Here is a 20,870-nt window from a genome sequence, read left to right as displayed (position 1 = left end):
GCTGATCAAGAGTAAAGGGGCGGGTGTGGCGCGCGTGCGCCGGGGTTGGCACCCGGGTTGCGGGCGCCCGCCACATGTGCTGTGCCGGGTCGCCGGATCATCGGATCACCTGCTGTCGGGCCTGGACGGGTCGTCATCGGGGCCGGTCCGCGGGCGATCTTCGGTGGGGTCGGTGCCCGCGTCGAGCGCGTCCCACAGGACTCGTTCGGTGACGGGCGGGGCGGTGCTGTCGCCGCCTTCGCCACGCCCGGCGACCAGATCGGTGGCGGCGGCGCGGCGGGCGACCGGATTGTCGTATTTGGCCGACAGCTGGGCGCTGTCCTTCGGCATCCTGGCCAGCAGCACACCAGCGGCGAACGCGGCCAGCGCGCCCGCCATGGTCAGCACCGCGGGCCCGGCGGCGGTACTCACCTGCTCGACCTGGGCGCGGCCCGGGAGTTCGGCGAGGGTGGCCGCGCGCTGGGCGGTGGCGCCGGAGCCGGTGAGCAGCGCCAGCGCGGGCACCGCGACGACCGCGCCGACCAGCGCCACCAGCACCCCGACGACGCGGCGCAGCCAGCCCTTGGTGGCCAGCACCGCGGCGATGGCGGCCAGCAGCACCAGGGCCAGCGGGGTGAGCGCGCCGAACCAGGTGCCGCCGTCGAGGTCGTCGGTGCGGGGTTCGGTGAGTCCGTCCGAGGAACGCACGCTCACCCACGTCATCCGGGAGGCGCCCCACAGCGCGGCCGCGGACACGGCCAGCAGCACCACCGGGACGACGGGACGGTTACGGCCGGGCGAGCTCGCCGCTGCCTGCTGCTGCGTGGTGCCGGTGTCCGAATCGTTCTCGTCGCTCATGCGGATACCTCACCGCTGTCCGCGCCGGTCGCGGCAGCCGTGTCGCCGGTGTTGCCGTCGTCGGCGCGGTAGGCCCGCACGGTCTTCGCCGCGGCGACCGCCCGCAACACCGCCATCGCCTTGTTCCGCGATTCGGTGTCCTCGTACTCGGGTTCGGAGTCGGCGACCACACCCGCACCGGCCTGGACGTAAGCGGTGCCGTCTTTGAGCAGCGCGGTGCGGATGGCGATCGCGGTGTCGGCGTCGCCGGCGAAGTCCAGGTAGCCGACCACGCCGCCGTAGACGCCGCGGCGGCTGGGTTCGAGTTCCTCGATCAGCTCCATCGCCCGCACCTTCGGCGCACCGGAGAGCGTGCCCGCCGGGAAGCAGGCGCGCACGGCGTCGAGCGCGATCTTGCCCGGCGCCAGCCGTCCGGACACCGTGGACACCAGGTGCATGACGTGGCTGTAGCGCTCCACATGCCGGTATTCGGTGACCCGCACCGTCCCCGGTTGGCAGACCCGGCCCAGATCGTTGCGGCCCAGGTCGACGAGCATCAGATGCTCGGCGTTCTCCTTCTCGTCGGCGAGCAGGCCCTTCTCCAGCAGCAGATCGTCTTCCTCGGTGGCGCCGCGCCACCGGGTCCCGGCGATCGGGTGGGTGGTGGCCACACCCTCCTTCACCGTCACCAGCGATTCCGGGCTGGAGCCGACGATGGAGAACGCGGTGCCACCGGAGCCGTCGGGCACGTGCAGCATGTACATGTACGGGCTGGGGTTGGACGCGCGCAGCATCCGGTAGAGATCGATCGGCGCGCCGTCGTAGTCCATCTCGAAGCGCTGCGACAACACCACCTGGAAGGCCTCGCCGGCCTCGATCTCCTTGACCAGTCGCCGCACTCCGGCGCCGTATTCATCGGTGGTGCGCTGGCGGCGGTACTGCGGTTCGGGCTGGTCGAACACCGAGACCGTCGACGCGGCGGGGGCGGCCAGTGCCGCGGTCATCCGGTCCAGCCGGGCGACGGCGTCGTCGTAGGCCTCGTCGACCCGTTCGGCGGTGCCGTTCCAGTTGACGGCGTTCGCGATCAGGGTGATGGCGCCCTCGTGGTGGTCGAAGGCCGCGAGGTCGGTGGCCAGCAACAACACCAGATCGGGCAGGCCCAGGTCGTCGGCGGCCAGGTTCGGCAGCCGCTCCATCCGCCGCACCGCGTCGTAGCCGAGGTAGCCCACCATGCCGCTGGTCAGCGGCGGCAGCCCGGGCATGCGTTCGGTGCGCAGCAGTTCCAGGGTCTGATGCAGCGCGTCGAGCGGATCGCCGCCCGACGGTGCGTCGGCGGGGGTGGCGCCGAGCCAGGCGGCCTCGCCGTCGATCACGGTCAGCGCCGACGGGCTGCCAGCGCCGATAAACGACCAGCGCGACCAGGAGCGCCCGTTCTCCGCCGACTCGAACAGGAAGGTGCCTGCCCGGTCGCCGGCCAGCTTGCGGTAGGCCGACAGTGGAGTCTCGGAGTCCGCCAGCACCTTTCGGGTCACCGGCACCACCCGATGCTCGGCGGCCAGCTGATGGAACTGTTCGCGGGTGGTGGTGGCCGTGGTGTCCTGGCGGTGGGATGCGCCCTGCATCGGTCCATCATCCCAGGCGGCTACGACAGGCCGATGGGCGCACCCGCCGGTAGGGTCGATCCATGAAGACTGGCCAGCTCGCTCCGCAGTTCGAGCTCCCCGATCACACCGGCACCAAGCGTTCTCTCGACGAGTTGCTCGCCGACGGGCCGCTCGTGCTCTTCTTCTACCCCGCTGCCAATACCCCGGTGTGCACCGCCGAGGCCTGCCATTTCCGTGATCTGGCCGAGGAATTCGCCGCGGTCGGTGCGAGTTGCGCCGGTATCAGCACCGACGCGGTCGACACCCAGGCCGGGTTCGCCGACAAACAGCGGCTGGGTTATCCGCTGCTGTCGGATGCCGACGGCGTGGTGGCCCAGCAGTTCGGCGTCAAGCGTGGCTTGCTCGGCAAGCTTGCTCCGGTCAAGCGCCAGACCTTCGTCATCGATACCGACCGCACCGTGCTCACCGTCATCACCGGTGAACTGCGCGCCAACGTGCACGCCGATGAGGCGCTGACGTTCCTGCGCGAACGCGGTAAGTGATCCGTCGCCGGTCCGGGCGCACGCCCCGGACCGGCACTTTTCCTGCCGAAACACCGTCCGAGCGTCCACGCCGTCGTCCCCGCGCGACCTACGCTGGAGATATGACCACGCCCGAGCGCACGCCGGACACGCGGACCTCCACGATCTCCTGGCGCACCCGGATCATCGCGGGTGCGGCCCTGGTCGTGGTATTGATCGTCGCCTATCTGATCCTCGCCGCGTTCATCCCCCGCTGGTGGGCCCAACGCGTCGGTGAGATGGTCGGCGGCAGCTTCTCCAAGGGCATCGGCTGGGGCCTGGTCTACGGCGGACTGTGTACCGCCATCCCGTTGTTTCTGCTGCTGGTCGCGGTCCTGGTGTGGCGACGCCGCGGCGGCAAGGTCATCGCGGGCGGGGCCGTGGTCCTGGCCCTGGTCTTCGCGATTCCGAACCTGATGACCCTGACGGTGGTGCTCGGCGGCAACAACGCCGCCCACGCCGGCGAACGCATCATGGACGTCGACGCCCCCGCCTTCCGCGGCGCCTCGGTGGCCGGCGCGATCATCGCCGTGCTGATCTTCGTGCCCGTGGTGTACCTGGTGGTGCGGCGCGGGTGGCGGCGGCGGGCGGAAGCCAAGGCGGTCGTGCGGGGCGGTTCGCCCGCCGCGTCCGCCGAGGCGATCGGTGACACCGGCACCGCACCCGCGACCGAGGGACGCCGCCCCGACACCCTGTGAGTGACCTCACGTCATTTCGTGTCTCGCAGACGGTCGAGCGAAGTCGTGGCAAACTCATGGGCGCGGGTGACTGTCAGGGCACGAACACGTCACTTGGCTCGAGAGAAGGCGCACAGTGACGAAGTGGCTAAACCCAGTAGAACAGCGAGCTTGGCGGGCGATTGTCGCGTTGATGACGCGCCTGCCGGGCACTTTGGACACCCAGCTGCAACGCGAGGCCGGTCTCACGCACTTCGAATTCTGGGTGCTGTCGCTGCTGTCGGAGGAGCCGGGACACCGGCTCCAGATGAGTGAGCTTGCCCACAGGGCAAACGCATCGCTATCGCGACTGTCTCATGTGGTGTCCAAGCTGGAGCGGATGGGCTGGGCCGAGCGCACCGTCACCGCCGGCCGCCGCGGCGTGCAGGCCGTTCTCACCGATGACGGATACCAGAAGGTCGTCGAGGCCGCGCCCGGATATCTCGACGCGATCCGCTCGCTGGTCTTCGACGGCCTCGACCCCGGTCAGATCTCCACCCTCGCCGATCTCGGCGAGGCGATGGCCACCCAGCTGGCCGACCGGCTCGGTGTCCCCCGCGCCAAGGGCGAGTCCACCGGGATCTGATCAGCCCTCGGCGTTCGCGGCCAGCAGCACATCGGCATCGAAGCAGGTGTGGGTGCCGGTGTGGCAGGCCGCGCCCTCCTGATCGACGGTGAGCAGCACGGTGTCGCCGTCGCAATCCAGGCGCACCTCGTGCACGTACTGGGTGTGACCGGAGGTCTCCCCCTTCACCCAGTACTGGCCGCGCGAACGCGAGTAATAGGTGGCCTTGCGGGTGGCCAGGGTGCGGGCCAGTGCCTCGTCGTCCATCCAGGCGACCATCAGCACATCGCCGGTGCCGCGTTCCTGCGCGACGGCGGCGAACAGGCCTGCCTCGTTGCGCTTGAGGCGGGCGGCGATGGCTGGGTCCAATGTCATGTCACCGTTTATAGCAGTGCCAGTTCTTCGGCGAGGATGGCGACGGCTTCGCGGATCTGCTGCTCGCTGTGGCAGGCGGTGACGAAGAAGCGCAGTCGCGCCAGATCTTCTGGGACAGCCGGGTACAGGATCGGGTTGACGTTGATCCCGCGCCGCAGCAGCGCGTTCGACAGCTTCAGCGTCTTCAGCGAATCGCCGACGATGCACGGGATGATCGGCGTGTCGTGGCTGTCGCCGGTGTCGATCCCGGCGGCCTTGGCCAGCGTCAGGAACAGTTCGGCATTGCGACGCAGCCGCGCCAGCGGTTCCGGATCGGTGCGCAGCACCCGGATCGCCGCCGCCGAGGCCGCCGCGTTCATCGGTGTCATGCCGACGCTGTAGACGAAACCGGGCGTGGTGTATTTCAGGAACCGGATCAGCTCGGCACTGCCCGCGACATACCCGCCGCACCCGGCCAGCGCCTTCGACATCGTGCCGGACCACAGCTCCACCTCGCCGCGGTCCACACCGTAGTACTCGCCGATGCCGCCGCCGCCCGCACCGAGCACGCCGACGCTGTGCGCCTCGTCGATCATCAACAGCGCCTGGTGCTTGTTCTTGATCTCGATGATGGCGGGCAGGTCGGGGATGTCGCCGTCCTGGCTGTACACGCCTTCGATGAGGATCAGCACCCGGCGATACCGGTGCCGCAGCTCGCCGAGCAGCCGGTCGAGGGCGGCGTGGTCGTTGTGCGGGAACGGCCTGCGGGTGGCGCCGGACAGCTTGCAGCCTTGCAGGATGCTGTCGTGGGCCAGGCTGTCGTGGATCACCAGATCCTGCGGGCCGACGATATGCCCGATGATGGTGACGTTGGTGGAATGCCCGCCCACCAGCGCCATCGCGTCCTCGGTGCCCAGCAGCGCGGCGAGTTCGGCTTCCAGCTCCCGATGCACCGGCTTCTCCCCGGAGAGCACCCGGCTGGCCGAGCACGAACTGCCGTACCGGGCGACCGCGTCGCGCACCGCCTCGACCACGGCCGGATGGCCGGACAGGCCCAGATAGTTGAAGCTGGAGAAATTCAGTACCGGCATGCCGTCGATCACCGAAGTGTCCCGGGTGACGCCGTCATTGACCAGGAAGTACGGGTTGGCCAGGCCGAGCGCCTGCGCGCCGGCGATCCGGCCCTCGATCGCCTTCACTTCGGCGAACTCGCTGATGCGGAACTCGGGGGCGACGAGCGGTGGTTCGGGGGCCGGTTCCGCGGCCCTCGCCTGCATGCGCTGGTGGGCGCCCGCGCGGCCGCGCCCATCGTTGGACGCCGACGCTGCTCCGCCGTCCGCGACGTAGTCGAGCACGTCGCCGAGTGTCGCCTGTTCCCCGAACCGCGCCGGGTCGATGACCAGCCCGGGCATCCGGCGGACGATTCCGCTGAACAGGTCGGCGGTCATGATCGAATCGAATCCGAGGTTCCCGGTGAGGGTTTGGGCCGCGGTGAGACGTTCGGCGGGATAGCCGCTCACCCTGGCCGTTTCGGCGTAGACGATGGTGGCTGCCTGTCGACTATCAGCAGCGGGGATGGTGGGCGAAGCGCCCGCAGTCCCGGTCGGCGCGTCGGCTGTCGCGTAACCCGAGGCTGTGCCCCCGTTCCCCGCCTGCGGCGCAAGAGAGTCGGTGGAGCCGGCTGCGAGCCTCGCCAGTAGCGCGTTCTGTTCGCGGAAAAGCGCGATCATCTGGTCCATGGTGGTGGTGTCCTCGGAGTCTTCGGGTGACGCTGTGCGGGTGGGTGATTCGGGTTGGGCTGGGGATGCCGTGATCCGCTGCTCGCGCGGTGCCGCACCGAGCGGTGATGGCTGCTGCTTCCCACCCTGCGGCTCGAACCAGAAGCGGTGTTCGGTCGAGAACTCGTACACCGGAAGCCGCCGCCGCACCCGCTGCTCGGGCTCATAGAGGCGGTCCCAGTCCGGGTCGAAACCGTCGCGGTACAGCGCGGCGATGGTGTCGGCGAATTCGCTGCCGGTGGCGCCGGGGCCGGGACTGGGAGCCAAGCAACGGCCCGCGTATTCGGGCCGGATGCGGCCGATCAGCGGTGTCAGCACGCGCCGGGGTCCCACCTCGATCAGGTGGGTCGGTTCGGTGCCGAGTGCGGCGTCGACGGCCTGGCCGAAGCGGACGGTGGCGCGAATGTGTTCGGTCCAGTACGCCGCGTCCATCGTCTCGCCGGGCTCGAGCAGGCGGCCGCGCACGGTCGAGTAGATGGGCAGGTTCGGCGCGCGGTAGGTGCAGGCGCGGGCAGCGGCAGCGAATTCGGCCAGCATCGGTTCCATGCGCGGGCTGTGGAAGGCGTGGGAGACGGTGAGCGCTGTGGTGATCACCGTGCGCTCGGCCAGGATCTTGTCGATGCGCGCGATCGCGGCGGCGTCGCCGGAGAGCACGAGGTCGGCCGGGCCGTTGACGGCGGCAATGGCGACCTCCGGCTCCTCGGCCAGCAGATCGGCCACCGCTGCCTCGCCTGCGCGCACGGCGAGCATCGCGCCACCGCCGGGCAGTCGCCCCATCAGCGCCCCGCGCAGCACCACCAACCGGCAGGCATCGTCCAGGTCCAGCACGCCGGCGACCACCGCGGTCGCATATTCGCCGATGCTGTGCCCGAGCAGCCACGCCGGCCGCAGCCCGGTCTCGGCCAGCGCACTCGCTATCGCGTATTCCATCGCGAAGATCGCAGGCTGCGCCGACTCGGTGCGGTCGACGTCGGCGGTGTCATCGAGCAGCAGTTCCCGCACGGATCGTCCGAGATGGACGCTCATGGCGTCATCCACGAGCACGAGCGCCTGCCGGAATCCCGGGCTCGCCGCCGCGAGCGCCCGCGCCATCCCGGCGAACTGGGACCCCTGCCCGCTGAACATCCACCCCACGCAAAGCGCCCGAGCAACACCGGCTTCCGGGCCGCTGCGCAGCTGCTTCATCGCCTCGTCCCGATCGGACGCGACCACCGCGAGGCGCCGGCGGCCGGACGCCTTGACCTGATTACTCGTCCAGCACAGCTGCGCAAAACCCTCGCCCGGCACCGCGGCAAGCGCGTCGGCCATGCGCAGCGCGTTCCGCCGCAGCCCCTCGGCGTTGTCCGACGACAGCGTCAGCACACGGGCGGGCCCGCCCGCGGCATCGCCCGGGACGGCGCGCCGTGGGTCGTGTCGACGTGCGCCCTGAGCATTGTCTGTCGACGACATAAGCGCGTCAGTGCGTGAGTCGGCCGACACCCCCGGCGCACTCCCCAGCACGATATGCGCATTCGACCCACCGACCCCGAAGCTGCTGACCCCGCCCACCGCCTGCTCGCCGAGCGGCATTGCCTCTGCCAGCAGCCGCAGACCATGCTGCGCGAGCCGCAGTTTCGGGTTCTCGGTATCGGCGAATCGGGTCGGCGGGACGAGCCGGTGGTGCAGGGCGAGCGCGGCTTTGATCACACCGGCGATGCCGGCAGCGCCCTCGGTGTGCCCGAGATTGCCTTTGACGGAGCCGATTCCGCAGGGCCGCGTGCGTCCGCCGTGCAGCGCGCCGAGCGCCTTGACCTCGATCATGTCGCCGAGCACGGTGCCGGTGCCGTGCGCTTCGATGAAATCCATCTGCTGTGCCGGCACACCGGCGCGCGCGTAGGCCTGCTCGACGACCTGCTGCTGCGCCCACCGGTTCGGCGCGGTGATGCCGTTGCTGCGGCCGTCGGAGTTGACGGCGCTGCCTTTGATGACCGCGTAGATCGGCAGCCCGGCGGCTTGCGCGTCGGCCAGCCGTCGCAGCACCAGGACCGCCGCGCCTTCGCCGCGCACGATGCCGTCGGCCGCGCCGCTGAACGGTTTGCACCGCGCGTCCGGCGCCGACAGTCCGGCCTGGGTGTAGAAGATGCCCACCGCCGGCGTCAGCACCAGGTTCACGCCACCGGCCAGCGCCTGATCGCACTCGCCCGTCGCCAAGGCGGTGCAGGCGAGGTGGACGGCGCTCAGCGACGACGAGCACGCGGTGTCGACGGCCATGCTCGGGCCCCGCAGATCCAGCTGGTAGGACAGCCGGTTGGCGGTCATGAAGTACCCGTTGCCCGAGCCGTGCTGCGCGGTGATCGCGCCGTAGTCGCTCATCTGCACGTTCGCCCATTCGTTGGCCATCACGCCGACGTACACGCCGGTCCGGGTACCGGCTTGGGCTCGCGGATCGAGGGTGGCGTCTTCGAGAGCTCGCCACGCGGTGTGCAGCAGTAGCCGCTGCTGCGGATCCATGGCGGCGGCTTCGCGCGGTGTGATGCCGAAGAATTCGTGGTCGAAAACGTCGGCGTCGGTGAGGAATCCGCCGCGGTGGTTGTTGACGGTACCGGGCCCGCCGGCCGGGTCGTGGTAGTCCTCGGCGGCCCAGCGATCGGCCGGGACCTCGGAAATGGCTTCGGCGGAATCGAGCAACAGTCGCCACAGCGCGGCAGGATCATTCGCCCCCGGGAATCGGCAGTCGATGCCGACGATGGCGATATCGGCGCGTTCGCGCGAGCTCTCGGTTCCGGTAGGCGCCCCCATCATGCGGCAGTGATCGATGCGCCGGCGAGGAAGGCGGCGATATCGGCGATGGTCGGATAGTCGAACACCAGCGTCGGATCCACCTCGATCGACCAGCGGTCCTCGATCTCCCCGCACAACGCCACCGCGGAGACGGAGTCGAGTCCGAGTTCGGCGAGCGGAACGACCGGATCCACCTGCTGCGGTGCGCGTCCGGTGTAGTCGGCGACGCGCTCGGCGAGCCAGCCGGTGATCGAGGTCGGGTGGGTGGGTGCGGTGGCGAACACGGTCGTCTCCTGGGTGGAATCGGGGTGGATGGTCACCGGCTCGGTGCCGGTTCGAGGTCCTGGTGCAGCACGCCGTCGACGCGGCGGTGCAGCAGTGCCGTGCGCATCGAGCCGCGCTGCACTTTGCCGCTGGTGGTGCGGTGCACCGAGCGCGGCTCGACGAGAACGACATTCGGTGCCGGTACCGCGAATTCGCGGGCGACGGCGGTCTTGATCACCGAAGTCAGTTCGGACAGGCTGACCCCGCCTTGCAGCGCCGTCTTCACGCTGTGCACCACGACCAGTCGCTCCCGGTCGCCGGCGTCGACCGACACCGCGACGCCGGTGCCCGCCAGCGCCGGATGCAGTCCGCGCACCAGTTCCTCGATGTCCTGCGGGTAGATGTTGCGGCCGTTGACGATCAGCAGGTCCTTGCGGCGCCCGGCGACGAACAGCTCACCGTCGCGAATGAGCCCGAGATCGCCGGTGCGCAGGAACGGCCCGTCCGCGCCGAGGTAGGCGCCGAAGTCCTCGCGGGTTTCGGCCGGGCGGTGCCAGTAGCCGGCGGCGACGCTGGCGCCGCGAATCCAGATCTCGCCGACGACGGTGTCGGGCACCGGTTGCCGGGTGTCCGGGTCGACGATGCGGATGTCGAGCCCGCGTGCGGGCCTACCGCAGCCGACCAGGGGGGCGTCGGTGCCGGTGTGGAAGGAACCGGGCACCGACGGCGTGCGTGCGGCGCTGGCCAGCAACGTCACCTCGGCCAGTCCGTAGGCCGGACGAAACGCCGTCGCCCGCCAGCCCGCGGGCGCGAACCGTTGCCGCACCGCCGCCATGGTGCGCGCGCGCACCGGTTCCGCACCGCACAGCGCGATCTCCAGGCTGGACAGATCCAGCGCGGCCACCTGCTCGTCGGTCACCCGGCGACTGATCAGCTCGTAGGCGAAATTCGGTGCGGCCGTGATCGTTGCCCGGTACGTGTCGATGGCCTGCAGCCAGCGCACCGGGCGTTTGAGGAACGTCGTCGGCGCCATGAACACCAGATTCGCCCCGGTGTGGATCGCGCCGAGCAGCATGCCGATCAGGCCCATATCGTGGAAGTGCGGGATCCAGCTGACAGCGGTCGCGGTGTCGTCGATCCCGAGGTCGGCGATCGCGGCCTCGTTGTGCAGCAGATTGCCGTGGGTGACCACGACGCCTTTCGGGGTGCCGGTCGATCCCGAGGTGTATTGGAGGAACGCGATGGTGTCGCGGTCGATATCGGGCATCCGCCAGGCGTCGGGATCGGCGAGCGCGCCATCGGTCGCCGCGACCACCACAGACGGCACGGCCGGCGCGATCAGCGGTTCGAGGTCGGCGGTGGTGAGCACCAGTCCGGCGCCGCAATCGGCGATCACACCGGCGACCCGCCGCGCGCTGCGGTCATCGTGCGGAACCGGCGCCGGAACCGCGATCACACCGGCGTACAGGCAACCGAGGAAGGCCCGCAGGAACGCCATCGCGTCGGCGTAGAGCAGCACCACCGGTCGCGTCGAGGCCGGTTGCGCGGCCAGCCAGACCGCGAGGGCCCTGGCATCGGTGTCGAGATCGCGATAGCCGGCGATCTCCGCTTGCAGGTCGCGGCCGCGCTCACGGAGATAGGTGTAGGACCTGGTATTGCCGTAGACGGCGACCTGTTGCCTGACGTGCTGCACAAAACTGTCGTGCACGGGCGGGTTCCTTCGCGGTGGGAGGTGGGAGGTGGGAGTTCTCACTCTCACCGACGCACCGCTACCGCAACAGCACCCTCAGGGACCGGTCGCCGCACCCGCAGGGTGTGCGCGATCGCACCCTTGGGGTGAAGCCAGGACCGCGTCGGCCCTACCGGACGACGATGTCGGCCTTGCGCATCGCGTCCTTGACCTGGGGAATGCTCAGATCACCGAAGTGGAACACGCTCGCCGCCAGCACCGCGTCCGCACCGGCTTCCACCGCGGGTACGAAGTGCTCGACCGCGCCCGCACCGCCGCTGGCGATCACCGGAATCGACACCGCCGCGCGCACGGCCCGGATCATCGGCAGGTCGAAACCCGCCTTGGTGCCGTCGGCGTCCATCGAGTTCAGCAGGATCTCGCCGACGCCGAGTTCGGCGCCGCGCACCGCCCATTCGACCGCGTCGATGCCGGTGCCGCGCTTACCGCCGTGCGTGGTGACCTCCCACCCCGACGGCGTGTCGGGCTGACCGTCCGGCACCGTGCGGGCGTCGACCGACAGCACGATGCACTGCGAACCGAACCGCTGCGACATCTCCCGCAGCACCTCGGGCCTGGCGATGGCCGCGGTGTTCACCGACACCTTGTCCGCGCCGGCGCGCAGCAGCCGGTCCACATCGTCCACGGTGCGCACACCGCCGCCCACGGTGAGCGGGATGAAAATCTGCTCGGCGGTGCGGGTGACCACGTCGATCATGGTGCCGCGGTCCGCGGACGACGCGCTGACGTCGAGGAAGGTCAGCTCGTCGGCGCCCTGGGCGTCGTAGAGGGCGGCCAGTTGCACCGGATCGCCGGCATCGCGCAGGTTCTCGAACTTCACGCCCTTGACCACCCGGCCCGCGTCGACGTCCAGGCACGGGATCACGCGTACAGCAACCGTCATGGCCTCATCCTTCCCGGCCGGGACCGGCCGCGGCGATGTCTTTTTCCGCCGACACCGAACCGATCATCTCCAGCAGTTCGCTGTGCACGCCCGGCGCGGCGGCCAGCACCGAGCCCGATTCGATATGCCATGGTTCACCGGCCAGATCGGTCACCACTCCCCCGGCCGCGCGCACCAGCGCCACCCCGGCCGCGTTGTCCCACGGGTGATGGCCGAACACGATGGCCCCGCCGAGCGCGCCCGAGGCGGTGAAGGCGAGGTCGATGCCGGTCGAGCCGTGCATCCGCACCCGCGACGACAGCCTGCTCAGCGCACCGAGCAGATCGAACCGGAAGCGGCCGGGTATGCGCCCGCGCGAATCGAGGTTGAACGCGCCGAAGCCGATCATCGCCTCGGCCAGGGTTCCGGTCGGCAACGGCGGCAACGGCACACCGTCGAGCAGCACCGGACCACCGGCGACGGCGGCGTAGCGGCGACCGAGCACCGGCAGCCAGGTCAGGCCGAGCACCGGTTCCCCATCGCGCACCAGCGCCAGCAGCATGCCCGAGAGCGGGTGCCCGGACGAGTAATTGAAGGTGCCGTCGATGGGGTCGAGCACCCAGGCGGTGCCGCTGGTCAGCTGCGGGCCGCCGAACTCCTCGCCGTGCACCTCGATTCCGGTGAGCTGATGCAGCCGCGCGGAGATGGTGCGTTCCAGCTCCAGATCCAGTTCGGTGGCGAAATCGTTGTGGCCCTTGTCGACCGCGCTCGGTGCGCCGAGGCCGTCGACGAAACGCACCGCGGCCGCGTCGAGAACCTCGGCGGCGAGGGGCAGCAGGGTGGCGGGATCGGGGTTCGGGACGGTCATATCGGTGGGTTCAGCGCACCGCGGCGAGTGCCTCGGGCAGCGTGAACCGGCCCGCGTAGAGCGCCTTGCCGACGATCGAGCCTTCCACTCCGTCCGGCACCAGCTCGGCGATGGCGATCAGATCGTCGATGGTCGACACCCCGCCCGAGGCGATGACCGGGGCGTCGGTGGCGGCGCACACCTCGCGCAGCAGATCGAGGTTCGGGCCGGTCAGCGTGCCGTCCTTGGTGACATCGGTGACGACGTAGCGCGAGCAGCCGTCGCGTTCCAGGCGCTCGAGCACCTCCCACAGGTCGCCGCCGTCGCTGACCCAGCCGCGCCCGCGCAGCCGGTACTCGCCGTCGATGATCCGCACGTCCAGGCCGACCGCGACCCGCTCGCCGTATTCGGCGATCGCGCGGGCACACCACACCGGGTCCTCCAGCGCGGCGGTGCCGAGGTTGACCCGCGCGCAGCCGGTGGCCATCGCGGCCTTCAGCGATTCGTCGTCGCGGATACCGCCGGACAGCTCCACCTTCACATCGAGTTCGCCGACCACCTCGGCCAGCAGTTCGCGATTGGTTCCGCGCCCGAACGCCGCGTCCAGATCCACCAGATGCACCCATTCGGCGCCGGCTTCCTGCCAGGCGAGCGCGGCCTCACGGGGCGAACCGTAGCTGGTCTCGCTCCCGGCCTCCCCCTGTACCAGGCGCACGGCCTCTCCATTGGCGACATCGACGGCGGGCAGCAGCACAAGACTCACTCCGTACAGCCTAGTAGCTCACCTTCGGCAACCCGGCCCCGGGCCTGCGGTGACGACGCCCGTGCGGCGCCGCAACCGGTACGGGCACCGGCAGCGGGACGGCACCGCCTCGGCACCGATTACAGTGCTGCCACGATGTCGTCGGCCGCCGTCGCCAGCACTCGCGCCCGGTAGCACAGCAGCGCCGCGACGACCGCACATGCCGCGGTGACTCCTGCCGCGAGAATCCGGAAACCCTGCCCGACCAGGAATTCTGTCGCCGCCTGCTCGATCTCGGCCACGGTGTGCTGGTCGCGATCGTCGAACAGGATCGACGCACGCGGCCACTGGTAGAGCACCGACAGCAGGAACTGCCCGCTGATCAGCGAGACCAGCGACGCGACCATCCAGCCCCGGGCGAGGCGGTAGCGCACCGCGACGGCGCACGCGATCAACGCCGTCAGCGTCAGCACCCCGCCCATCGGCCGCATCACATCGCCGACGGCGACCACGCTCATGAACTCCTCGGTCTGCGCCAGCGACTGCGGCACGTCACGAAAGATGTTCGGGTACAACAGCATTGTCTCGACCGCAGTGGTGGCGAACGCGAAACTCGCGACGACCGCGTACACCCCGATCACGGCCGGCGCTACGGTGACGGACCTCATGGCGACCTCCTGAAACCACGCTAGATCCGCGGGCAGGCGGGCGAATCCGGGTGCGGCCCTGGGATTACGGTCCCCGGCTCAGGGTTTACCCCCACTCGGCCCCGGCAATCTTCACCGCTCGCCCGCGAGCCCGGCACGATCGTGGATGTGCCGGTGACCTGCCGCCAGAAATCGACCCGCGCTCGGCCGCCGAGGTCCCGCCGCTACCTATCTTCTTTCAGCCGACGCACGAGGACCGCGGAGCACATGGACCGCGAGACCGTCGAACGCATCGAGGAGCGGTCGGTACGGCGCTGACCTACAGCGACTGCACCCAGTTGCGCAGCAGATGCGCCCCGGCGTCCCCGGACTTCTCCGGATGGAACTGCGTCGCCGACAGCGCCCCGTTCTCCACCGCGGCCAGGAACTTGGTGCCGTGTTCGGCCCAGGTGAGCTTCGGGGCGGCGATGTGCTCGCCGGGGGGCAGGTCCCACTGCTGGGCGGCGTAGGAGTGCACGAAGTAGAAGCGGGTGTCGGCGTCCATGCCGGCGAACAGGACGCTGTCGGCGGGGGCGTCGACGGTGTTCCAGCCCATGTGCGGGAGCACTGGGGCGTCGAGGCGCGCGACGGTACCGGGCCACTCACCGCAGCCTTCGGTTTCCACATCGAACTCCACGCCGCGGTCGAACATGATCTGCATGCCGACGCAGATGCCGAGCACCGGCCGTCCTCCGGCCAGGCGCTGGCCGATGATCCGTTCCCCGCGCACCGCGCGCAGCCCGGCCATGCAGGCCGCGAAGGCGCCGACGCCGGGCACCACCAGACCGTCGGCGGCCAAGGCGGCTTTCGGGTCGGCGGTCACCTCCACCTGGGCGCCGGCCCGTGCGAGCGCGCGTTCGGCCGAATGCAGGTTGCCGGAGCCGTAGTCCAGCAGAACCACCGAGGTACTCACAGCGCCCCCTTCGTCGACGGAACGCCGCTGACCCGGGGATCGGGTTCGACGGCCGCGCGCAGAGCGCGTGCCACCGCCTTGAATTCGGCCTCGGTCACATGGTGCTGGTCGCGCCCGTACAGCACCCGCACATGCAGCGCGATGCGCGCGTTGAGCGCGATCGACTCGAAGACGTGCCGATTGAGCACCGTCGAATACGGCGCACCCGGCTCGCCGCGACCGCGCACCGGCGATCCCGGGATCACCGCGTGCAGCAGGTGGTCCGGCTCGCCGACGTGCACGCAGTAGGGCCGCCCGGAGACGTCGACGGCGGCGTGGGCGAGGGTTTCGTCCATCGGGATGTAGGCGTCGCCGAAGCGGCGGATGCCCTTCTTGTCGCCGAGCGCCTGGCCGAGTGCCTGGCCGAACACGATCGCGGTGTCCTCCACGGTGTGGTGGGCCTCGATCTCGATATCGCCGTCCGCGCGCACGGTCAGGTCGAAGCTGGCGTGCGCGCCGAGGGCGGTCAGCATGTGGTCGTAGAACGGGACACCGGTGGAGATGTCGGTGCGGCCGGTGCCGTCGAGGTTCAGCTCGACGACGATGCTCGACTCCTTGGTGGTGCGCTCCACCCGCGCGGTTCGGTTCATGCTCGCTTCCGTACTCATCGGGCGGACCCGGTGGTCAGTTCGGTGCCGGCCAGTTTCGCGCTGACCCGCAGGAATTCGTCGTTCTCGGCGGCGAGGCCGATGGTGGTGCGCAGGAAGCCGGGGATGCCGACGTCGCGGATGAGCACGCCCTCGTCCAGGTAGTGCTGCCAGGCGCGGGCCGCGTCGGTGAAGCGCCCGAACAGCAGGAAGTTGGCGTCGCTCGGCACCACCTCGAAGCCGAGGGCGGCCAGTTCGGCCGCGACCCGGTCGCGCTGGGCCGCCAATTCCGCGACGCTGCCGAGGGTTTCGTCGGCGTGGCGCAGGGCGGCGCGGGCGGCGGCCTGGGTGACCACCGACAGGTGGTAGGGCAGCCGCACCAGCAACAGCGCATCGATCACCGCGGGCGCGGCCACCAGATAGCCCAGCCGCCCGCCGGCGAAGGCGAAGGCCTTGCTCATCGTGCGACTCACCACCAGCTTGCTGGGGTATTCGTCGATCAGGCCGATGGCGCTGGGCTGGGCGGAGAATTCGCCGTAGGCCTCGTCGACGATGACGATGCCCGGCGCCGCGTCCAGGATCCGCGCCAGCTCGGCCGACGGCACACTGTGTCCGGTGGGGTTGTTCGGGCTGGTCACGAACACCACATCGGGGCGACGCTCGGCGATGGCGGCCAGGGCGGCGTCGATGTCGAGGGAGAAGTCCGCCGACCGCCGCGCCTCGATCCATTCGGTGTCGATGCCCTCGGAGATGATCGGGTGCATCGAATACGACGGCACGAAACCGAGGGCGCTGCGGCCCGGCCCGCCGAAGGCCTGCAACAGCTGTTGCAGGATCTCGTTGGAACCGTTGGCGGCCCACACATTGCTCGCGTCGACCGCAACGCCGGTCTGCCTGGTCAGGTAGGCGGCCAGGTCGGTGCGCAGGGCGACGGCATCGCGGTCCGGATAGCGGTGCAGGTCGGCGGCGGCGGCGCGAATGGCCTCGGCGACGTCGTCGATGAGAGCGCGACTGGGCGGGTGCGGGTTCTCGTTGGTGTTGAGCTGCACCGGCACCGTCAGCTGCGGCGCGCCGTAGGGGCTTTTGCCACGCAGGTTCTCCCGCAGCGGCAGATCCGCGAGTCCGATGCGCGCACCGGGCACGGCGCTCACGACAGGGCCTCGAACCGCGCCTGCACGGCCTGGCCGTGTGCGGGCAGATCCTCGGCGTTCGCCAGCGCCACCACGTGACCGGCGACGTCCTTCAACGCCGCTTCGGTGTACTCCACGACGTGGATGCCACGCAGGAACGTCTGCACGCTCAGGCCCGAGGAGTGCCGCGCGCAGCCGGCGGTGGGCAGCACGTGGTTGGAGCCCGCGCAGTAATCGCCCAGGCTGACCGGGGCGTACGCACCGACGAACACCGCACCCGCGCTGCGCACCCGCGCGGCCACGGCCGGGGCGTCGGCGGTCTGGATCTCGAGGTGTTCGGCGGCGTAGGCGTTGACCACGCGCAGGCCCTGCTCGATGTCATCGACCAGCACCGTGCCGGACTGGGCGCCGGTGAGCGCCTCGGTGACCCGGTGCGCGTGCTTGACCACCGTCATCTGCGTGGTGAGCGCGGCATCGACGGCGTCGGCCAGCTCGACGCTGTCGGTGACCAGCACGCTGGCGGCCAGCACATCGTGTTCGGCCTGGCTGATCAGGTCGGCGGCCACATGCACCGGGTCGGCGGTGGCGTCGGCGAGGATGGCGATCTCGGTGGGGCCGGCTTCGGCGTCGATGCCCACCAGGCCGCGGCACAGCCGCTTGGCGGCGGTGACGAAGAAATTGCCGGGGCCGGTGATCATGTCGACGGGCGCGAGCTGGGCGCCGTCGGTGTCGGTGCCGCCGTAGGTCAGCAGGGCCACCGCCTGCGCGCCGCCGACCGCCCACACCTCGTCGACGCCGAGCAGCCGGGCCGCGGCCAGGATCGTCGGGTGTGGCAGGCCGCCGAACTGCGCCTGCGGCGGCGAGGCGACGACCAGCGATTCCACGCCGGCGGCTTGGGCCGGGACCACGTTCATCACGACGCTGGACGGGTACACGGCATTACCGCCCGGCACATACAGCCCGACCCGTTCGACCGGAACCCACCGCTCGGTGACGGTGCCGCCGGGCACCACCTCGGTGACGGTGTCGGTGCGCCGCTGATCGGCGTGCACGGTCCTCGTACGTTCGATGGCGACCTCGAGCGCGGCCCGCACGGCCGGATCGAGCCGGTCGAGCGCGGCGCTCAGCTCCGACTCGGGGACCCGCACCGAGGGCGGGACGACCCCGTCGAACTTCTCGCTGAATTCCTGCGCCGCGGCCACACCACGGTCGCGGATCGCCTCGACCACCGGCCGCACCTGATGCAGCACCGAGTCCACGTCGACTCCCCCGCGCGGCAGCGCGGTGCGCAGCTCGGCAGCGGAAGGAGTACGACCGCGCAAATCGACGCGGGCGAGCTCGATGCGGGATGTCATATCGGTGTCAATCCTTGTCTGCAGCGGGTTCGCAACGGGAAAGTTGCCTCTACCAGCCTAATGGGCGGACGCCACCGGTTATCCTCGCGGGCTGCCCAGTGTGCGCCGGGCGCCACGCCGTCGTCCGAATCGGCACGTCACGACGTCCGCACCACCGGTCGTAGGCTCACCGGCCAGCGCTGGGCATCCGCGACATCAGCACGCAGGCCGGTCGGCGGGCCCGAACCCAGCGAGCTCGAGATCCTGGCTGCGCCTGTTCTCAGGCGCAGCGGCGGCGCAGTTGCGCGACGCCGTCGCCGGTGAGGTCGTCGAGCGCGGCCGTGCGGCCGACCATCGCCAAGGCCAGCGCCTCGCCAGGGCCGCGCACTTCCGGCCCGTCACCCGAGGACCACGACACGTCGGTGGCGACGAAACGCAGGCCCTTGGTGCGACGGCCCGGCCGGGCGAACAGGTCGGGGTGGTTCAGCACCGTGACGAGCCGCTCCTCCGGGATATCACGGCCGCGGCCGAGCGGGCGGCGGATGTCCTGCTGATGCACCATGAGGTCGGCCAGCAGCAGCTGGGGCGCGAACCTCGACAGCCGCCCGGCGCGGTGTTCGAGCGCGTCCACCAGCTCGCCGGTGGTCAGCCGCGCCGACGCGGTGACGATCGCCTCGTTGGTCTTGTCCACCGAACCGAGGCACTTGACCGTCAGCACCGCATAGGTGAGCGGCGAGTAGGTGTCGTACATGAGATGCCCGGCCACATCCCGCACCCGCCACCCCGTGCACAGCGACGGCGACTCCCATTCGGCCTCGGACAGGTCCCGCAACATCTCGATCAGCTGCGCCCGCTCGGCAGCGACCATCCCCCGAATACTCATGCGCCCGAGCGTATCCCGCGGCACCGCCCCGCGAAAGGGTGCCGCACCGGACGAGCGATCCCTACCGGGTGTCGCTGTCGATGAGCAGCCGCCCACCACCGGCGTCGATGATGCGCAGGTCGGGGTTCTTGCTCTGGCCGCCGTAGGTGAGGCCGGTGACGCGCATGTCGACCGAGCCGTCGGCGTTGACGCCGTTGGGGGCGTAGATGCGGCCGAAGCTCTGGATGGTGCGGCCGTCGGCGCTCCAGTACTGCCGGAAACCCTGCTGGTCGGTGTAGACCTTCTGGGCGGCGGGCGTCAGCAGCGACCAGGAGCTCTCCGGGTCGCTGTAGAACCGCTCCACCAGCTGCCCGGCGGCGCCGATATCGGTGACCTTGCCGCCGACGCTCGGGGTCTGCCCGAGCAGCGGCACCGCGGCCGAGGTGCTCGGATCACCCGAGGGTGCGGTGGCCACCGACGAGGCCGAGGCCTGCGACGAGGAGTCGTCGTCGGCACTGTTGAACGCGCTCACCAGCAGCGCCGACACCGCCACGACCGCACCGACGAGTGCGCCGATGAGCACGGCGCGCCGTTTGCCCGCGGCCGGCGAGGCCGGGCGTGGCTGGGTGGTGGTGCGGGGATGGGCCACGGTGTCGGGATGATCGCGCGCGGGCTCCACCGGGCGATGCGCGGCGGTGTCCACCGCGACCGAGCTGCGCCGCGGCGCGGGCTGACGTTCGGTGGCCGGGCCGGCGGCCGCGGCGCGGGAACGCAATGCGCGGGTGGCCACCACTTCGGTGGCGCCGTCGCCGTTGCGACGCCCGTAAGCCTCACTGGCCGGGACGAATCCGGCGGGCACCGCGTCCGCACCGGCGTCGGCGAAGGCGGCGAGCTGATCGCGCGCCATCCGCATGGTCGGGCGGTCCTCGGGCTGCGGGCTCAGCAGCTGGAGCAGGAAATCGGTTGCGGGACCGGCATTGCGCGGCTCGCTGACCTGTCCGTTGGCCGCCGCGTACAGCACGGCCAGCGGATTCGAGCTTGCGCCGTAAGGCGGTTCGCCTTCGAGGGCGTGAAAGAGGGTGGCGCCAAGGGCGAAAACGTCGGCGGCGGGCGTCGGGTCGGCGCCGCGGGCCACTTCCGGCGCGAGATAGGCGGCGGTACCGCAGATCAGGCCGGTCTCGGTGAGGGTCACATCGCCCGCGGCGCGCGAGATGCCGAAGTCGGTGATCTTCACGGTGCCGTGGTCGTCGAGCAGGACATTGCCGGGTTTGACGTCGCGGTGCACGATTCCGGCCTGATGCGCCGCGATCAGCGCCGAGGCGACCTGTTCACCGATGCGTGCGACCTGGTTCAACGGCACCGCGCCCTGCGCCGAGAGCACCTGCGCGAGGCTGCGCGATTTCAGGTATTCCATCACCAGGCACGGGTCGCCGTTGTGTTCGGTGATGTCGAAGACGACGATCGCGTTCGGATGCTGGAACCTGGCGGCGTTGCGCGCTTCCCGGATGGCGCGTTGGCGCAGCACATCGCGTTCCGCCTCGGGCAGACTGGGTTTGATGTGGATCTGCTTGACCGCGACCGATCGCTGCAAGCGCTCGTCGATGGCACGCCAAACTACGCCTGTGCCGCCGCTACCAATCCGCTCGACCAGGCGGTAATGCTCCGCGATCAACTGACCGGTATCGATGGCGCCTACTCCGA

At 70.4% G+C, this 20,870-nt stretch carries 19 protein-coding genes; 3 read left to right on the top strand and 16 right to left on the bottom strand.

The genetic code is table 11. From position 1 onward, the window contains the following. Positions 1-105 precede the first annotated feature (105 nt). On the bottom strand, positions 106-837 hold the full coding sequence (locus RJ05_RS09430) for a TIGR02234 family membrane protein (RefSeq protein ID WP_014350269.1): 732 nt from the start codon (positions 835-837) through the stop codon (positions 106-108). After that, positions 834-2,438, bottom strand: a complete 1,605-nt coding sequence (locus RJ05_RS09425) for an anthranilate synthase component I (protein WP_036535695.1) — start codon at positions 2,436-2,438, stop codon at positions 834-836. The genes RJ05_RS09430 and RJ05_RS09425 overlap by 4 nt, the downstream gene beginning before the upstream one ends. Positions 2,439-2,500: 62 nt before the next feature. On the opposite strand from RJ05_RS09425, the gene RJ05_RS09420 reads away from it, so the two are divergent. The 3 genes from RJ05_RS09420 to RJ05_RS09410 all read left to right on the top strand — a co-directional run bounded on the left by RJ05_RS09420 (position 2,501) and on the right by RJ05_RS09410 (position 4,282). After that, positions 2,501-2,962 carry a peroxiredoxin gene (locus tag RJ05_RS09420; protein ID WP_036535693.1) on the top strand — a complete coding sequence of 154 codons (462 nt, stop codon included), beginning with the start codon at positions 2,501-2,503 and terminating at the stop codon, positions 2,960-2,962. 101 nt (positions 2,963-3,063) lie between these two features. After that, complete coding sequence (locus tag RJ05_RS09415) at positions 3,064-3,678, top strand: hypothetical protein (RefSeq protein WP_036535692.1); 615 nt, start codon at positions 3,064-3,066, stop codon at positions 3,676-3,678. Between the two features lie 172 nt (positions 3,679-3,850). Then, a complete protein-coding gene (locus RJ05_RS09410) occupies positions 3,851-4,282 on the top strand; it encodes a MarR family winged helix-turn-helix transcriptional regulator (protein WP_249040486.1) in 432 nt (143 codons plus the stop codon). Here the strand turns inward: RJ05_RS09410 and hisI are convergent, their stop codons facing one another. From hisI to RJ05_RS09340, 14 genes are all read right to left on the bottom strand, one after another. Continuing rightward, on the bottom strand, positions 4,283-4,636 hold the full coding sequence (hisI, locus tag RJ05_RS09405; RefSeq protein WP_036535687.1) for a phosphoribosyl-AMP cyclohydrolase: 354 nt from the start codon (positions 4,634-4,636) through the stop codon (positions 4,283-4,285). An 8-nt stretch (positions 4,637-4,644) separates the two neighbouring features. Further along, complete coding sequence (locus tag RJ05_RS09400; RefSeq protein WP_051016382.1) at positions 4,645-9,174, bottom strand: type I polyketide synthase; 4,530 nt, start codon at positions 9,172-9,174, stop codon at positions 4,645-4,647. After that, positions 9,171-9,473 carry an acyl carrier protein gene (locus RJ05_RS09395; RefSeq protein ID WP_373365055.1) on the bottom strand — a complete coding sequence of 101 codons (303 nt, stop codon included), beginning with the start codon at positions 9,471-9,473 and terminating at the stop codon, positions 9,171-9,173. Before RJ05_RS09395 ends, RJ05_RS09400 begins: the two co-directional genes overlap by 4 nt. Next, the gene (locus RJ05_RS09390; protein ID WP_036535686.1) at positions 9,470-11,125 is read right to left on the bottom strand and encodes a fatty acyl-AMP ligase; all 1,656 of its coding nucleotides are present in this window, start codon (positions 11,123-11,125) and stop codon (positions 9,470-9,472) included. The genes RJ05_RS09395 and RJ05_RS09390 overlap by 4 nt, the downstream gene beginning before the upstream one ends. Before the next feature lie 151 nt (positions 11,126-11,276). Then, a complete protein-coding gene (hisF, locus tag RJ05_RS09385) occupies positions 11,277-12,050 on the bottom strand; it encodes an imidazole glycerol phosphate synthase subunit HisF (protein WP_036535683.1) in 774 nt (257 codons plus the stop codon). 4 nt (positions 12,051-12,054) lie between these two features. Continuing rightward, positions 12,055-12,897, bottom strand: coding sequence for an inositol monophosphatase family protein (locus RJ05_RS09380; protein WP_036535681.1), 843 nt, complete (start codon positions 12,895-12,897; stop codon positions 12,055-12,057). Between the two features lie 10 nt (positions 12,898-12,907). Continuing rightward, positions 12,908-13,639, bottom strand: a complete 732-nt coding sequence (gene priA / locus RJ05_RS09375) for a bifunctional 1-(5-phosphoribosyl)-5-((5-phosphoribosylamino)methylideneamino)imidazole-4-carboxamide isomerase/phosphoribosylanthranilate isomerase PriA (protein WP_036535678.1) — start codon at positions 13,637-13,639, stop codon at positions 12,908-12,910. Positions 13,640-13,758: 119 nt separating this feature from the next. After that, positions 13,759-14,286 (bottom strand): hypothetical protein, encoded by a 528-nt coding sequence (locus RJ05_RS09370; RefSeq protein ID WP_036535676.1) that lies wholly within the window; start codon positions 14,284-14,286, stop codon positions 13,759-13,761. 298 nt (positions 14,287-14,584) lie between these two features. Continuing rightward, entirely contained in the window at positions 14,585-15,217 is a 633-nt protein-coding gene (gene hisH / locus RJ05_RS09365; RefSeq protein WP_036535674.1) for an imidazole glycerol phosphate synthase subunit HisH, read from the bottom strand. Continuing rightward, positions 15,214-15,846, bottom strand: a complete 633-nt coding sequence (hisB, locus tag RJ05_RS09360; RefSeq protein WP_085996188.1) for an imidazoleglycerol-phosphate dehydratase HisB — start codon at positions 15,844-15,846, stop codon at positions 15,214-15,216. Before hisB ends, hisH begins: the two co-directional genes overlap by 4 nt. A gap of 14 nt (positions 15,847-15,860) precedes the next feature. Further along, a complete protein-coding gene (locus RJ05_RS09355) occupies positions 15,861-16,994 on the bottom strand; it encodes a histidinol-phosphate transaminase (protein WP_036535672.1) in 1,134 nt (377 codons plus the stop codon). After that, a complete protein-coding gene (gene hisD / locus RJ05_RS09350; protein ID WP_036535669.1) occupies positions 16,991-18,328 on the bottom strand; it encodes a histidinol dehydrogenase in 1,338 nt (445 codons plus the stop codon). Before hisD ends, RJ05_RS09355 begins: the two co-directional genes overlap by 4 nt. A 259-nt stretch (positions 18,329-18,587) precedes the next feature. Next, the gene (locus RJ05_RS09345) at positions 18,588-19,190 is read right to left on the bottom strand and encodes a maleylpyruvate isomerase family mycothiol-dependent enzyme (protein WP_036535726.1); all 603 of its coding nucleotides are present in this window, start codon (positions 19,188-19,190) and stop codon (positions 18,588-18,590) included. A gap of 61 nt (positions 19,191-19,251) precedes the next feature. Then, entirely contained in the window at positions 19,252-20,841 is a 1,590-nt protein-coding gene (locus tag RJ05_RS09340) for a serine/threonine-protein kinase (RefSeq protein WP_036535667.1), read from the bottom strand. Positions 20,842-20,870: the final 29 nt, after the last annotated feature.

It is taken from the genome of Nocardia cyriacigeorgica NBRC 100375, from assembly GCF_000308555.1.
GTDB classification, from domain to species: domain Bacteria; phylum Actinomycetota; class Actinomycetes; order Mycobacteriales; family Mycobacteriaceae; genus Nocardia; species Nocardia cyriacigeorgica.
Note: the sequence above shows the minus strand (reverse complement) of the source record. Positions and strands in the feature narration are given on the sequence as shown.

What these genes read in the sequence shown, in the direction of transcription:
- RJ05_RS09410 (WP_249040486.1), top strand. Translation starts at nt 3,851, where the DNA reads ATGACGCGCCTGCCGGGCACTTTGGACACCCAGCTGCAACGCGAGGCC.
- RJ05_RS09425 (WP_036535695.1), bottom strand. Translation starts at nt 2,438, where the DNA reads ATGCAGGGCGCATCCCACCGCCAGGACACCACGGCCACCACCACCCGC.
- RJ05_RS09430 (WP_014350269.1), bottom strand. Translation starts at nt 837, where the DNA reads ATGAGCGACGAGAACGATTCGGACACCGGCACCACGCAGCAGCAGGCA.
- RJ05_RS09380 (WP_036535681.1), bottom strand. Translation starts at nt 12,897, where the DNA reads ATGACCGTCCCGAACCCCGATCCCGCCACCCTGCTGCCCCTCGCCGCC.
- RJ05_RS09420 (WP_036535693.1), top strand. Translation starts at nt 2,501, where the DNA reads ATGAAGACTGGCCAGCTCGCTCCGCAGTTCGAGCTCCCCGATCACACC.
- hisB (WP_085996188.1), bottom strand. Translation starts at nt 15,846, where the DNA reads ATGAACCGAACCGCGCGGGTGGAGCGCACCACCAAGGAGTCGAGCATC.
- RJ05_RS09400 (WP_051016382.1), bottom strand. Translation starts at nt 9,174, where the DNA reads ATGATGGGGGCGCCTACCGGAACCGAGAGCTCGCGCGAACGCGCCGAT.
- hisF (WP_036535683.1), bottom strand. Translation starts at nt 12,050, where the DNA reads ATGACGGTTGCTGTACGCGTGATCCCGTGCCTGGACGTCGACGCGGGC.
- hisI (WP_036535687.1), bottom strand. Translation starts at nt 4,636, where the DNA reads ATGACATTGGACCCAGCCATCGCCGCCCGCCTCAAGCGCAACGAGGCA.
- RJ05_RS09415 (WP_036535692.1), top strand. Translation starts at nt 3,064, where the DNA reads ATGACCACGCCCGAGCGCACGCCGGACACGCGGACCTCCACGATCTCC.
- hisD (WP_036535669.1), bottom strand. Translation starts at nt 18,328, where the DNA reads ATGACATCCCGCATCGAGCTCGCCCGCGTCGATTTGCGCGGTCGTACT.
- RJ05_RS09370 (WP_036535676.1), bottom strand. Translation starts at nt 14,286, where the DNA reads ATGAGGTCCGTCACCGTAGCGCCGGCCGTGATCGGGGTGTACGCGGTC.
- RJ05_RS09345 (WP_036535726.1), bottom strand. Translation starts at nt 19,190, where the DNA reads ATGAGTATTCGGGGGATGGTCGCTGCCGAGCGGGCGCAGCTGATCGAG.